The sequence below is a fragment of the Streptomyces sp. NPDC048424 genome (genome assembly GCF_040651555.1).
Lineage (GTDB): Bacteria > Actinomycetota > Actinomycetes > Streptomycetales > Streptomycetaceae > Streptomyces.
This window is the reverse complement of record NZ_JBEZKE010000004.1, coordinates 79130-92033: the sequence shown is the minus strand read 5'-3', so window position 1 is coordinate 92033 and position 12904 is coordinate 79130. Positions and strand designations below refer to the sequence as shown.

Annotated in this window: 12 protein-coding genes; 7 read left to right on the top strand and 5 right to left on the bottom strand. The window is 72.2% G+C overall.

The genetic code is table 11. The annotated features are described in order from the left end of the window. Positions 1-60 precede the first annotated feature (60 nt). Complete coding sequence (locus AB0D29_RS07275; protein WP_362852808.1) at positions 61-921, top strand: YceI family protein; 861 nt, start codon at positions 61-63, stop codon at positions 919-921. A 14-nt stretch (positions 922-935) separates the two neighbouring features. On the opposite strand, the gene AB0D29_RS07270 is transcribed toward AB0D29_RS07275, so the two are convergent. Continuing rightward, positions 936-1178, bottom strand: coding sequence for a hypothetical protein (locus tag AB0D29_RS07270; protein ID WP_362852586.1), 243 nt, complete (start codon positions 1176-1178; stop codon positions 936-938). Positions 1179-1254: 76 nt separating this feature from the next. Between AB0D29_RS07270 and holA the strand changes: the two genes are divergently transcribed. Further along, positions 1255-2247, top strand: a complete 993-nt coding sequence (holA, locus tag AB0D29_RS07265) for a DNA polymerase III subunit delta (protein ID WP_362808323.1) — start codon at positions 1255-1257, stop codon at positions 2245-2247. Between the two features lie 164 nt (positions 2248-2411). Further along, positions 2412-3203 (top strand): N-acyl homoserine lactonase family protein, encoded by a 792-nt coding sequence (locus AB0D29_RS07260; protein WP_362852585.1) that lies wholly within the window; start codon positions 2412-2414, stop codon positions 3201-3203. A 24-nt stretch (positions 3204-3227) separates the two neighbouring features. Here AB0D29_RS07260 and AB0D29_RS07255 read toward each other — a convergent pair whose 3' ends face one another. Next, a complete protein-coding gene (locus tag AB0D29_RS07255; RefSeq protein ID WP_362852584.1) occupies positions 3228-4589 on the bottom strand; it encodes an MFS transporter in 1362 nt (453 codons plus the stop codon). Between the two features lie 92 nt (positions 4590-4681). Here AB0D29_RS07255 and AB0D29_RS07250 point away from each other — a divergent pair, with 92 nt between their 5' ends. After that, positions 4682-5251, top strand: a complete 570-nt coding sequence (locus tag AB0D29_RS07250; protein WP_362852583.1) for a TetR/AcrR family transcriptional regulator — start codon at positions 4682-4684, stop codon at positions 5249-5251. A 171-nt stretch (positions 5252-5422) separates the two neighbouring features. Here the strand turns inward: AB0D29_RS07250 and rpsT are convergent, their stop codons facing one another. After that, complete coding sequence (gene rpsT / locus AB0D29_RS07245) at positions 5423-5689, bottom strand: 30S ribosomal protein S20 (protein WP_319720709.1); 267 nt, start codon at positions 5687-5689, stop codon at positions 5423-5425. A 198-nt stretch (positions 5690-5887) separates the two neighbouring features. On the opposite strand from rpsT, the gene lepA reads away from it, so the two are divergent. The 3 genes from lepA (at position 5888) to hemW (ending at position 11238) form a co-directional block, all read left to right on the top strand. Beyond that, a complete protein-coding gene (gene lepA, locus AB0D29_RS07240) occupies positions 5888-7753 on the top strand; it encodes a translation elongation factor 4 (protein WP_030384650.1) in 1866 nt (621 codons plus the stop codon). A gap of 234 nt (positions 7754-7987) precedes the next feature. Further along, the gene (locus AB0D29_RS07235; protein ID WP_362852582.1) at positions 7988-9877 is read left to right on the top strand and encodes an AMP-binding protein; all 1890 of its coding nucleotides are present in this window, start codon (positions 7988-7990) and stop codon (positions 9875-9877) included. A 128-nt stretch (positions 9878-10005) separates the two neighbouring features. Then, complete coding sequence (hemW, locus tag AB0D29_RS07230; protein ID WP_362852581.1) at positions 10006-11238, top strand: radical SAM family heme chaperone HemW; 1233 nt, start codon at positions 10006-10008, stop codon at positions 11236-11238. A 91-nt stretch (positions 11239-11329) separates the two neighbouring features. On the opposite strand, the gene AB0D29_RS07225 is transcribed toward hemW, so the two are convergent. Both AB0D29_RS07225 and AB0D29_RS07220 read right to left on the bottom strand, forming a co-directional pair. Beyond that, positions 11330-12133, bottom strand: coding sequence for a DUF3097 domain-containing protein (locus tag AB0D29_RS07225; protein WP_362852580.1), 804 nt, complete (start codon positions 12131-12133; stop codon positions 11330-11332). A 28-nt stretch (positions 12134-12161) separates the two neighbouring features. Beyond that, positions 12162-12887, bottom strand: a complete 726-nt coding sequence (locus AB0D29_RS07220) for an MBL fold metallo-hydrolase (protein WP_362852579.1) — start codon at positions 12885-12887, stop codon at positions 12162-12164. Between the last annotated feature and the right edge of the window lie 17 nt (positions 12888-12904).

The window sequence follows — 12904 nt, the reverse complement described above, 5'->3', positions numbered from 1 at the left end:
GAACGGTCCAAGTCCACACAGCACGGGGGTGCATCAGCCATGTTCGGTCGCCGACGGGGGATGGAGTCGGCCGGAAGTTCCAGCCCACAGACATCCGCGACACTGACGCTGCCGCCTACGGCGCGTCTGCTCAGCTGCCGGGTTCTCGACACGGTCCACCAGCCGGTCCGGCAGGCCACGTTCGAGGTGACCGACCCGATCGGGCGGCGGATCGTCAGCGGGGAGACCGACCCGTACGGCGGTTTCACGGCGGCCGTGCCGGAGGGGGAGTACCGGCTGTCCGTCACCGCCGAGGGGTACGCGCCGTTCCACGGGGCGACACTCGTGGGGGACCCGGCGCAGCCGGGCACCGGGGAGATCATCCTCGACGCGGTGGAGCCGCCGCTGCTGCCGCAGCCCGGTCACTGGGAGCTCGATCCGACGCACTCGTCGATCGCCTTCACCGCCCGGCACATCGGGATGGCCCGGATCCGCGGCCGGTTCAACACGTTCGCCGGAGCGGTACGGATCGCCGAGCGCATGGAGGAGTCGTCCATGCACGTGATCATCGATGCGGCGAGCATCGACACCGGGTTGCGGCTGCGGGACGACCACCTGCGGTCGGGGGACTTCCTGGACGCGGTCCGGCACCCCACGGTGGAGTTCTACAGCGAACGGTTCATCCACCGCAGCGGCAGCCGCTGGACCGTGGCCGGCGCCCTGACCCTCCACGGGGTCAGCCGGTCCGTGACCCTGGACACCCGGTACCTGGGTCTCGGCACGGGGCTGGAGGGCGAGCCGAGGGCCGCCTGCCGGGCCACCACCGAACTGCACCGCGAGGACTTCGCCCTGAACTGGCAGTCGGTGCTGGCGCAGGGGATCGCGGCGATCGGTCCGAGCGTGGACGTGACGCTGGACGTCCAGATTGTGCACAAGGCCTGATCCCGGACGCTCCCCTACGGGGCTTCCAGCCAGCCTTCGTACTCGGCGGCGAGTTCGTCCAGCGTGGTGGCGTCGAGCCGTTCCTGTGGATCCTCGACGACCACCAGCCACTGGGCGTCCTCGGCGTCGTCCTCGCCGGCCAGCGCGTCGCGGACCAACTGCGGTTCCTCCGGGAGGCCGAAGCGGTCGACGGCCTCCTGCGCGACCTCCTCGGCGGCGTCGCGGTCGGGCAGGACGAGTACATGTCGCACGTTCACGCGACCATTCTCAAGGATCCGGTGAGAGGGCCCGCGGGGCGGGGGACTGTCAGTGCGGCGTGGGATGCTGGAGGCGATGGCCACCAGGAAGAACCCCACCGACGATCCGCTTGCCCCGCTCACCCTCGCGGTGGGGCAGGAGGAGCTGCTGCTCGACCGTGCCGTACGGGAGGTGGTGGCGGCCGCCCGCGCCGCCGACGCCGACACGGACGTCCGCGACCTCGCGTCCGAGCAGCTCCAGCCCGGCACGCTGGCCGAGCTGACGAGCCCCTCGCTCTTCTCCGAGCGCAAGGTGCTGGTCGTACGCAACGCGCAGGACCTGTCCGCGGACTCCGTCAAGGAGGTCAAGGCCTACCTCGACGCGCCCTACGAGGAGATCATCCTGGTCCTCCTCCACGCGGGCGGGGCCAAGGGCAAGGGGCTGCTCGACGCGGCGCGGAAGGCCGGCGCGCGGGAGATCGCCTGCCCGAAGATGACGAAGGCCGCGGACCGGCTCTCGTTCGTGCGGGGCGAGTTCCGCGCGCTGGGCCGGGCGGCGACCCCGGAGGCCTGCCAGAACCTGGTCGACGCGATCGGCAGCGACCTGCGGGAGCTGGCGAGCGCGGCGGCGCAGCTGTGCGCGGACGTCGAGGGCACCATCGACGAGGCCGTGGTCGGCCGCTACTACACGGGCCGGGCCGAGGCCTCCAGCTTCACGGTCGCCGACAAGGCGGTCGAGGGGCGTGCGGCCGAGGCCCTGGAGGCCCTGCGCTGGTCCCTGTCCACCGGGGTGGCGCCGGTCCTCATCACCAGCGCCCTGGCCCAGGCGGTCCGCGCCATCGGCAAGCTGGCCTCCGCCCCGCGCGGGGCCCGCCCCGGCGACCTCGCCCGGGACCTGGGCATGCCGCCGTGGAAGATCGACAGGGTCCGCCAGCAGATGCGGGGCTGGTCGGCGGACGGCGTCGCGGACGCGCTGCGCGCCGTGGCCGCCGCCGACGCGGGGGTTAAGGGCGGCGGCGACGACCCCGAGTACGCCCTGGAGAAGGCGGTCGTGGCGGTGGCCCGCGCGGCCCGCCCGCAGCGCCGCTAGGCCGCCCGCTTTCTCGGATCCCGCCGGGCCCGCGGCTACGGCCGACCGGCTGCCGACGCGTGGGTCCGCCGCCTCAGGGTTAGCCTGGACACGGGGAATTCGCCGACCAGGCCGCCTTCACCACCGGACGGCAAGGGCGTCCCGGTGGGCGAGAGGGAGGTTCCGTGGCCGGCAGAGTGCGCGTGACGACGGTGGACGCCGGGCCCTTCACCATGCCGATGAGCGGTCTCCAGTACGGGGCCTCCGGCATGATCACCGTGCCCTCGACCGTGGCCGTCATCGAACACGCCACCCACGGGCTGATCCTCTTCGACACCGGGATCAACCACCGCGTGGCCGACCCCGAGGCCGCCGAGGCCCACTGGGGTCCGGGGCTGCGGGCGGCGTACGGGGCCGAGGGGTTCACCCGGGCCCACGCCGTCGACGCGCAACTGGAGCGCCTCGGCTACCGGCTCGACGAGGTCAGGTACGTCCTCTACTCCCACCTGCACCTCGACCACGCCGGAGGGATGACCTACTTCCCGCACGCCGTGCACGTGGCCCAGCACGAGGAGCTGCGCCACGCCTGGTGGCCGGACCGCTGGACCGCGCGGGGCTACGCCTTCAACGACTACGCGGGCAGCCGGGACTACGAGTTCCTCGAACTCCGCGGTGACACCGACCTGTTCCAGGACGGCACGCTCACCCTCCTGCACACCGCCGGCCACACCCCCGGCCACCAGGGCGTCGTCCTGGACCTCGCTCACCACGGACGGATCGGCCTCATGGGCGACGCCGCGCACCTGCAACAGGGACTGGACCGGAACGCGCCCATGCCCAGCGACTGGAACATCGAGGAGAAGCTGCTCACCTACGGGCGGCTCCGCGTGCTGTCCCGGGCCGGCATCCCCGTGTTCCTCTCCCACGATCCCGACCACTTCGCCGACCTCCCGCACGACGGCGAGTTCTGGGACTAGACCGAGCGCCCGACGGGGCCGGGCTCAGTGAGCCATGGCGCGGGCCGCCGTCGGTGAGGGGCGGCCGCTCGGGAGGAGGGCGGCGGCGGCCACGGCGAGGGCCAGCGCCGGGAAGGGCAGCGCGGTGAAACCGCCCGAGGCCAGGGCGGCGACGCCGATGGCCGCGCCGAGCTCGTGCGAGGTGCCGACGAGCCCGGAGGCGAGGCCGGCGTGCTCCGGAGCCACCTCGGAGAGGGCCGCCGTCGTCGCGCAGACGAAAGCCGCGCCGAGACCGAACGCGAGCAGCGCGAAGCCGGGGACCAGGCCCGTCCACAGGCCGCCGCGCGGGGCGAGGGCGGCGCCGGCCGCGGCCAGGGCGAAGGCCGCGCCGCCGACCGGGCGCCAGCCGAACCGGACCACCGCCCGGCCGCCCGCGTGCGCGCCCGCGGTGACGGCCACCGCGACCGGCAGGAAGGCCAGCCCGGTGACCAGGGGGCCGCGCCCGAGCGTGTGCTGGATGTGCAGGGAACTCAGGTAGAACCCCGAGACCAGCAGCCCCGCCGCCCCCAGCATCACCGCGCCCCCGCCCAGCAGCGCGCGCCGGCCCGGCAGGTTGGTCGGCAGGAGGGGATGCGGGGTCCGGCGCTGCGCCAGGCCCAGCAGGATCCCCGCCGTCGCCGCCCCGGCGAGCCAGGGCCAGGAGCCCTCGGTCAGCCCGTGGACCAGGCAGGCCGAAGCCGCCGTCAGCAGCACGGCTCCCGGCACGTCCACGGGGGTCCGGAGGGCCGGCCGGCAGCCGGGTGCGCACAGCGGGCGGCCGAGCAGCAGCGGGACGGCGACCAGGGCGAGCAACCCGGCGGGCAGGTTGACGTAGAAGATCCAACGCCAGCCGGGCCCGTCGGCGAGGACGCCGCCGAGCAGGACACCCACGGCCGCGCCCGCGCCGCCGACCGCCGCCCAGACACCGAGGGCGCGGTGCCGCGCCGGACCCTGGAACAACGCCATGACCAGCGACATCGCGGCCGGCGAGAGCAGCGCCGCGCCGATTCCCTGCGCCGAGCGGGCCGCGATCAGCGTGCCGCCGTCGCCCGCGAGGCCGGACGCCGCCGAGGCCGCGGTGAAGACGGTCAGCCCGGTCAGGAACATCCGCCGCGCCCCGAACCGGTCGGCCAGCCGCCCGCCGACCAGCAGCAGGGCGCCGAAGAGCAGGGTGTACACGGTGACGACCCGGGTGAGGGCTGCGCCGGAGAGCGCGAGGTCGGCGCCGACGGCGGGCAGTGCCACGTTCACCACGGTGACGTCCGCGATGAGCATGAACTGGGCCAGGCAGAGGAGGGCCAGCAGGCGCCACCGGTGCGGGTGCGGGTGCAGAGGTGCAGGTGCGTCGGCGTGGGCGTGAGAGGGCATGGCGAGGCCGCTCCTAAGGTTAACAGGGCTGTTAGGGATTGAGTATGCGGGTCCGCCCGTGGAATGTGAACAGTGGTGTTAAGTTTGGGGGCATGGCAGCAACCGACGCCCCCACCCCCCGGCCCCGTCGCGCCGACGCGGAGCGCAACACCGCCGCGATCGTCGACGCCGGCCTGGACTGCTTCCTCGCCGACCCGCAGGCGAGCATGGCCGCCATCGCCCGCGCCGCCGGGGTCAGCCGGGTCACCCTCTACTCCCACTTCCCCACCCGCGAGGCGCTCCTCGACGCGGCCTTCGCCCGGGCCTCCGACGAGGCCGCCGCCGCGCTCGCGGACGGGTCCGACCTCGCTTCGCTCGTCCGCACCTCCTGGCGGCTGCTCGACCGGCACTCCGCCGTCTTCGCCGCCGCCTCCGCCGCGTTCCCGCCCGAGGAGCTCCGCGAGCGCCACGACCGGATCCTGGCCCCCGTCCGCCGTCTGGTCGTGGCCGGCCGGGAAGCCGGTGACGTGCGCACGGACCTGTCCGTCGACTGGCTGGTCACCGTCGTCTACAGCCTGGTCCACGCGGCCGCCGCCGAGGTGCAGGCCGGCCGGATGGACCCGGCCGACGCCCCCGAGGTCCTGACCTCGACCGTCCTCGCCGCCGTCCGCGCCCACGGGTAACGCGAAGGCCCCGGCCGCCACCCTGGGGAAGGGTGGAGGCCGGGGCCTTCGGTACTTGCATTGGTGCGCCGCACCCGCGTGGCGAACGCAGGCCGCGTGCGGCGCGGTGTGCCGGTGAAGGAGCGGAAGAGAGGGCCCGCTGGGTCCTTACCGGCGATTCACATCGAGAGCTCAGCCCTGGAGGGAGGCAACCTTGATGGCCAGCGCCGACTTCTTGTTGGCGGCGGCGTTCTTGTGGATGACACCCTTCGAGACAGCCTTGTCGAGCGCACGCGCGGCGGCGCGAGAAGCCACGGTGGCCTTCTCGACGTCACCGGCGACGACGGCCTCGCGGGCCTTGCGGATCGCGGTCTTGAGCGACGACTTGACGGCCTTGTTGCGCAGGCGCGCCTTCTCGTTGGTCTTGTTCCGCTTGATCTGGGACTTGATGTTCGCCACGAAAGAGCCTTTTCAGGTTCAGAGTTTTGTTCTTCGGATTGTGCCTCGACAGCTGAGAGGGCATACGAGACACAGCTGCCCAGGCTACCAGGCACGCTCCGGGCAGCCCAAACCGAGCGCACTGCCCCATCCATGGGAGCATGGGAGGACTCAGACTTCGTTCCGAGTTCCGACTGCGACCGAGAATCAGGACACTGCGTGCCCGCGATCCCCAGCCACGTGCCCGAGCCGAGCCGTACCGACTCGGCGCTGATCCGCAACTTCTGCATCATCGCGCACATCGACCACGGCAAGTCGACGCTTGCCGACCGGATGCTCCAGATCACCGGTGTGGTCGACCAGCGGCAGATGCGCGCCCAGTACCTCGACCGCATGGACATCGAGCGTGAGCGCGGCATCACGATCAAGTCCCAGGCGGTCCGGCTGCCCTGGGCGCCGACCACGGGCGAGGGCCAGGGCAACACCCACATCCTCAACATGATCGACACCCCCGGGCACGTCGACTTCACCTACGAGGTCTCGCGCTCCCTCGCCGCGTGCGAGGGCACCGTCCTCCTGGTGGACGCCGCCCAGGGCATCGAGGCCCAGACCCTCGCCAACCTGTACCTGGCGATGGAGAACGACCTCGCGATCGTCCCCGTCCTGAACAAGATCGACCTGCCGGCGGCGCAGCCGGAGAAGTTCGCCGAGGAGCTCGCGAACCTGATCGGCTGCCAGCCGGAGGACGTGCTGCGCGTCTCGGCGAAGACCGGTCTCGGTGTCGAGGCACTGCTCGACAAGGTCGTCGCCACCGTCCCGGCCCCGGTCGGCGTCAAGGACGCCCCGGCCCGCGCGATGATCTTCGACTCGGTCTACGACTCGTACCGCGGTGTCGTGACGTACGTCCGTGTCGTCGACGGCCAGCTGAACAAGCGCGAGCGCATCCGGATGATGTCCACCGGTGCCACGCACGAGCTGCTGGAGATCGGCGTCTCCTCGCCGGAGATGACCCCCTCCGACGGCATCGGCGTCGGCGAGGTGGGCTACATCATCACCGGCGTGAAGGACGTCCGTCAGTCCAAGGTCGGTGACACCATCACCAGCCTGCACAACGGAGCCACCGAGGCGCTCGGCGGCTACAAGGACCCGCGGCCGATGGTCTTCTCGGGCCTGTACCCGCTCGACGGCTCGGACTACCCGGACCTGCGCGAGGCCCTCGACAAGCTGCAGCTCAACGACGCCGCGCTCGTCTACGAGCCGGAGACCTCGGCGGCGCTCGGCTTCGGCTTCCGCGTCGGCTTCCTCGGTCTGCTCCACCTGGACGTGGTCCGCGAGCGCCTGGAGCGCGAGTTCGGCCTCGACCTGATCGCCACCGCGCCCAACGTGGTCTACCGGGTGGTCATGGAGGACGGCAAGGAAGTCACCGTCACCAACCCGAGCGAGTTCCCCGAGGGCAAGATCTCGGACGTGTTCGAGCCGGTCGTCCGGGCCACCGTGCTCGCGCCCACCGAGTTCATCGGCGCGATCATGGAGCTGTGCCAGCAGCGCCGCGGCACCCTCCTCGGCATGGACTACCTCTCCGAGGACCGCGTCGAGATCCGCTACACCCTCCCGCTCGCGGAGATCGTCTTCGACTTCTTCGACCAGCTGAAGTCCAAGACGCGCGGCTACGCCTCCCTCGACTACGAGCCCACGGGCGAGCAGTCCGGCAGCCTGGTCAAGGTCGACATCCTGCTGCACGGCGACAAGGTCGACGCCTTCTCCGCCGTCACGCACAAGGACGCCGCCTACGCCTACGGCGTGCGCCTGGTCGCCAAGCTGCGCGAGCTCATCCCGCGGCAGGCCTTCGAGGTGCCGATCCAGGCAGCCATCGGCTCCCGCGTCATCGCCCGCGAGACCATCCGCGCCATCCGCAAGGACGTCCTCGCCAAGTGCTACGGCGGTGACATCTCCCGTAAGCGGAAGCTGCTGGAGAAGCAGAAGGAAGGCAAGAAGCGGATGAAGATGGTCGGCTCCGTGGAGGTCCCGCAGGAGGCCTTCATCGCCGTCCTCTCCAGCGACGAGTCCGGCGGCAAGAAGAAGTAGCGACGCCGCCGCCACCCGACGGAACCAGGCCCCCACGCTCCGGCGCGGGGGCCTGTTTCGTTATGAACCGGCCGCTCGCGGGCCCTTACGCAGGCGCCGGACGGGCTTTAGTCTGATCACTGCTCGATGGTTACTCGCCAGTCACTAGCTGGTACGTCTCAAACCCGCCAGTCCCCAGCGCCCCCAAGCGCCCCACGCCCACGCACTGCCGCGTGGATCGGTCCGGAGGATGTCGTGAGCGACACACAGACCTATCTCGAGAACCGCCCGCCCACCGTGGCGGTGCTCTTCCTTGAGCGCGTCGCCGCGACGCCGAACGCGGAGGCCTACCGGTTCCCGGTGCCCGCTGCCGACGGCCAGGGCGCCGACGACTGGAAGTCGCTCAGCTGGGGCCAGGCGGCCGAGCGGGTCTTCGCCATCGCCGCCGGGCTGATCGCCCTCGGCCTGCAGACCGAGGAGCGCGTCGCACTCGCCTCCAACACCCGGGTCGAGTGGATCCTCTCCGACCTCGGCGTGATGTGCGCGGGCGGCGCGGTCACCACCGTCTACCCCAGCACCAACGCCGACGAGTCGGCCTTCATCCTCGCCGACTCCGAGAGCCGGGTGCTCATCGCCGAGGACGCCAAGCAACTGGCGAAGGCGCGCGAGCGGCGCGCCGACCTGCCGAAGCTGGAGCACGTCGTGGTCCTCGACGCCGCGGACGCGGTCGCCGCCGACGGCGACCCCGAGGGCTGGGTGCTCTCGCTCGCCGAACTGGAGGCGCGCGGCAAGGAGTACCTCGCCAAGCACCCCGAGGCGGTCAAGGAGCGGGTCTCGGCCATCACCTCCGACCAGCTCGCCACCCTCATCTACACCTCCGGCACCACCGGCCGCCCCAAGGGCGTGCGGCTGCCGCACGACAACTGGTCGTACATGGCCAAGGCCATGGTCGCCACCGGCCTGATCGGCCGCGAGGACGTCCAGTACCTGTGGCTGCCGCTGGCGCACGTCTTCGGCAAGGTGCTGACCTCGGGGCAGATCGAGGCCGGCCACGTGACCGCCGTCGACGGCCGGATCGACAAGATCATCGAGAACCTGCCGATCGTGCAGCCCACCTACATGGCCGCCGTCCCGCGCATCTTCGAGAAGGTCTACAACGGCGTGGCCGCCAAGGCCCGCGCCGCCGGCGGTGCCAAGTACAAGATCTTCCAGTGGTCGGTCGGCGTCGCCCGCGAGTACGCCAAGGTCACCCAGGACAACTTCCGCCGCACCGGGCAGGCGAGCGCCCCCTTCGGCCTCGCCACCAAGCACAAGATCGCCGACGCGCTCGTCTACTCGAAGCTCCGCGAGGCCTTCGGCGGCAACCTGCGCGCCGCCGTCTCCGGCGCCTCCGCGCTGGCGCCCGAGATCGGCTACTTCTTCTCCGGCGCGGGCATCCACATCCTGGAGGGCTACGGCCTGACGGAGTCCAGCGCGGCCTCCTTCGTCAACCCCGGCGAGGCCTACCGCACCGGCACCGTCGGCAAGCCGCTCCCCGGCACCGAGGTCCGCATCGCCGACGACGGCGAGGTCCTGCTGCGCGGCCCCGGCATCATGCAGGGCTACCACCGGCAGCCGGACAAGACCGCCGAGGTCCTGGAGTCCGACGGCTGGCTGCACACGGGCGACATCGGCGAGCTGTCGGCCGACGGCTACCTGCGCATCACCGACCGTAAGAAGGACCTGATCAAGACCTCGGGCGGCAAGTACGTCGCGCCGGCGGAGATCGAGGGCCAGTTCAAGGCGATCTGCCCGTACGTGTCGACCATCGTCGTGCACGGCGCCGACCGTAACTTCTGCTCGGCGCTGATCGCCCTCGACGAGCCGTCGATCCTCACCTGGGCGGCCGACAACGGGCTGGAGGGCAAGACGTACGGACAGGTCCTGGCCGCGCCGGAGACCGAGCGCCTGATCGAGACGTACGTACAGACCCTGAACGAGGGCCTCCAGCGCTGGCAGACGATCAAGAAGTTCCGGCTGCTGCCGCGTGACCTCGACGTCGAGCACGGGGACCTGACGCCCAGCCTGAAGCTGAAGCGGCCGGTGGTCGAGCGTGAGTTCAAGCACCTGATCGAGGAGATGTACGCGGGGTCGCGCGAGGCGTAGCGCCTGCCGCGGGCCTGGCGGGGCGGGGCGGCTGGGCCGCCCCGCGGACCCCGCCGCTCCCGGGGCTCCGCCCCGGACCCCGCGCCTCAAACGCCGGCGGGGCTTTTTTCGTGCGGGATGATGGGGGTATGCCTTCCGCACTGCCCGACGGTGAACCCATGCCCAAAGACGGCTCGCTGCCGTCGCATGCCCTGGAGGGCGCGGGGGAGCGGCCGCTCGGGTTCTACCTGCACGTCCCGTACTGCGCCACGCGCTGCGGGTACTGCGACTTCAACACCTACACGGCCACCGAGCTGCGGGGCACCGGAGGTGTGCTCGCCTCCCGGGAGAACTACGCCGACACCCTGATCGACGAGGTCCGCCTCGCGCGGAAGGTGCTCGGGGACGACCCGAGGGCCGTACGGACCGTGTTCGTGGGCGGCGGTACGCCCACGCTGCTGCCGGCCGGGGACCTCGTACGGATGCTCGCCGCGATCCGCGACGAATTCGGCCTGGCCGAGGACGCGGAGATCACCACCGAGGCCAACCCGGAGTCCGTGGACCCGGCGTACCTGGCCGAGCTGCGCGCCGGGGGCTTCAACCGGATCTCCTTCGGCATGCAGAGCGCGAAGCAGCACGTCCTGAAGGTGCTGGACCGCACCCACACCCCGGGCCGACCTGAGGCCTGCGTGGCCGAGGCGCGGGCCGCGGGCTTCGAGCACGTCAACCTCGACCTGATCTACGGGACGCCCGGGGAGTCGGACGAGGACTGGCGGGCGTCGCTGTCGGCGGCGCTGGGGGCCGGTCCGGACCACATCAGCGCCTACGCGCTGATCGTGGAGGAGGGCACCCAGCTCGCGCGCCGGATCCGCCGGGGCGAGGTCCCGATGACGGACGACGACGTGCACGCCGACCGGTACCTGATCGCGGACGAGGTCATGGCCGAGGCCGGGTACTCCTGGTACGAGGTGTCGAACTGGGCCACCTCGGAGGCCGGGCGCTGCCTGCACAACGAGCTGTACTGGCGCGGCGCCGACTGGTGGGGCGCCGGGCCGGGCGCGCACTCGCACGTCGGCGGGGTCCGGTGGTGGAACGTGAAGCACCCGGGCGCCTACGCGGCGGCCCTGGCCGAGGGCCGCTCCCCGGGCGCGGGCCGCGAGCTCCTCTCCGAGGAGGACCGGCGCGTCGAGCGGATCCTGCTGGAGCTGCGCCTCGTGGACGGGGTCCCGCTGTCCCTGCTCGCCCCGGCCGGGCTCGCCGCGTCCCGCAAGGCCCTCGCCGACGGGCTGCTGGACGCCGCGCCGTACGAGGCCGGGCGGGCCGTCCTGACCCTGCGCGGGCGGCTGCTCGCCGACGCGGTGGTCCGCGACCTGGTGGACTGATCACTCCACGGAGTGAATCGCTGCGCACGAGGGCGGGCGCGGCCCCGCGGTGTCACGCCCGACACCGCGGAGTTCGCCGCCCTGCCGCGGCTCACACTGGTGCCGTGACGAAGTCGATCAGTTCCTCGACGCGGCCCAGGAGCGTCGGCTCCAGGTCCTTGTAGGACGTCACCCGGGACAGGATGTGCTGCCAGGCGGCGCCCGTGTTCTCCGGCCAGCCCAGGACCCGGCAGATGCCCGTCTTCCAGTCCTGGCCGCGCGGGACCACCGGCCACGCGGGGATGCCCAGCGCGGACGGCTTCACGGCCTGCCAGACGTCCACGTACGGGTGGCCCACGACCAGGACGTCCGGCGAGGTCACCGAGGCCGCGATGCGGGACTCCTTCGAGCCGGGCACCAGGTGGTCCACCAGGACGCCCAGGCGGGCGTCCGGGCCCGGGGCGAAGTCGGCGACGATGGCCCGCAGGTCGTCGATGCCCTCCAGGTACTCCACCACCACGCCCTCGATGCGCAGGTCGTCGCCCCAGACCTTCTCGACCAGTTCCGCGTCGTGCCGGCCCTCCACGTAGATGCGCCCGGCCCGCGCCACCCGGGCCCGGGCTCCCGGAACGGCGATCGAGCCCGAGGCCGTACGGGAGGGCGCCGACGGGCCCCGGCGCGGGCGGACCAGGGTGACGACCGCGCCCTCCAGCAGGAAGCCCCGCGGCTCCATCGGGAACACCCGCCGCTTGCCGAAGCGGTCCTCCAGGGTCACCGTGCCCGCCTCGCAGGCCACCACCGCGCCGCAGAAGTCCGTACCCGCCACCTCGACCACCAGATCGGGTTCGGCCGCCACCTCGGGCACCGCCTGGGGGCGCTTCCACTGCGGGGTCAGGTCGGGGGAGTACTCGCGCATCCGGCCGACAGTAGGAGAGCGGCCCGCGTCATGTCTCCGACACGCCGAAACGGGCTGCCAGTGTGGCGCGTTGCGCACGCACGAAGTCCGCCGTGACCACCGCTCCGTGACCCGGCACGTACAGTGCGTCGTCCCCGCCGAGCGCCAGCAGCCGGTCCAGGGCGGCGGGCCACTGCCGGGGCGTCGCGTCCGGACCCGCCAAGGGCTCGCCCGACTCCTCGACCAGGTCCCCGCAGAACACCGTCTCGCGCTCGCCCGGCACGAAGACGGCCAGGTCGTGACGGGTGTGCCCGGGCCCCACATTGGCCAGCAGCACCTGCAGCCCGCCCAGTTCCAGCGTCCACTCGCCCGACACCAGGTGCTTCGGCACCACCAGCAGGTCCACCGCCTCGGCCGCCTCCGCCTCCGCCAGGCCGTGGCGGACCGCGTCCCCGCGCAGCTCCTCACGGCCCGTCGACAGCAGCGCGTCCAGCCCGACCGCACCGAACACCTCGGCCCCGGAGAAGGCGGCAACGCCCAGCACATGATCGAAATGGCCGTGCGTGAATGCGATATGGGTCACGCGCCGACCCGTCAGCCGCTCCGCCTCCGCCCGCACCTGCGCGCCCTCCCGGAGACAGGAACCGGGGTCGATCAGGAGGACCGACTCCTCGCCCACCACCAGTCCCACGGTGCAGTCCCACACCGGCAGCCGCCGCCGGCCGGCCCGTCCGGTCAGCCGTTCCCAGCCTTCCTCTTCCCAACGCACGTCCATGCCGCGACGCTACCCTG

Coding starts and splice junctions, on each gene's coding strand:
- AB0D29_RS07275 (WP_362852808.1), top strand. CDS start 61: ATGGAGTCGGCCGGAAGTTCCAGCCCACAGACATCCGCGACACTGACG.
- holA (WP_362808323.1), top strand. CDS start 1,255: ATGGCCACCAGGAAGAACCCCACCGACGATCCGCTTGCCCCGCTCACC.
- AB0D29_RS07255 (WP_362852584.1), bottom strand. CDS start 4,589: ATGCCCTCTCACGCCCACGCCGACGCACCTGCACCTCTGCACCCGCAC.
- AB0D29_RS07250 (WP_362852583.1), top strand. CDS start 4,682: ATGGCAGCAACCGACGCCCCCACCCCCCGGCCCCGTCGCGCCGACGCG.
- hemW (WP_362852581.1), top strand. CDS start 10,006: ATGCCTTCCGCACTGCCCGACGGTGAACCCATGCCCAAAGACGGCTCG.
- AB0D29_RS07225 (WP_362852580.1), bottom strand. CDS start 12,133: ATGCGCGAGTACTCCCCCGACCTGACCCCGCAGTGGAAGCGCCCCCAG.
- AB0D29_RS07220 (WP_362852579.1), bottom strand. CDS start 12,887: ATGGACGTGCGTTGGGAAGAGGAAGGCTGGGAACGGCTGACCGGACGG.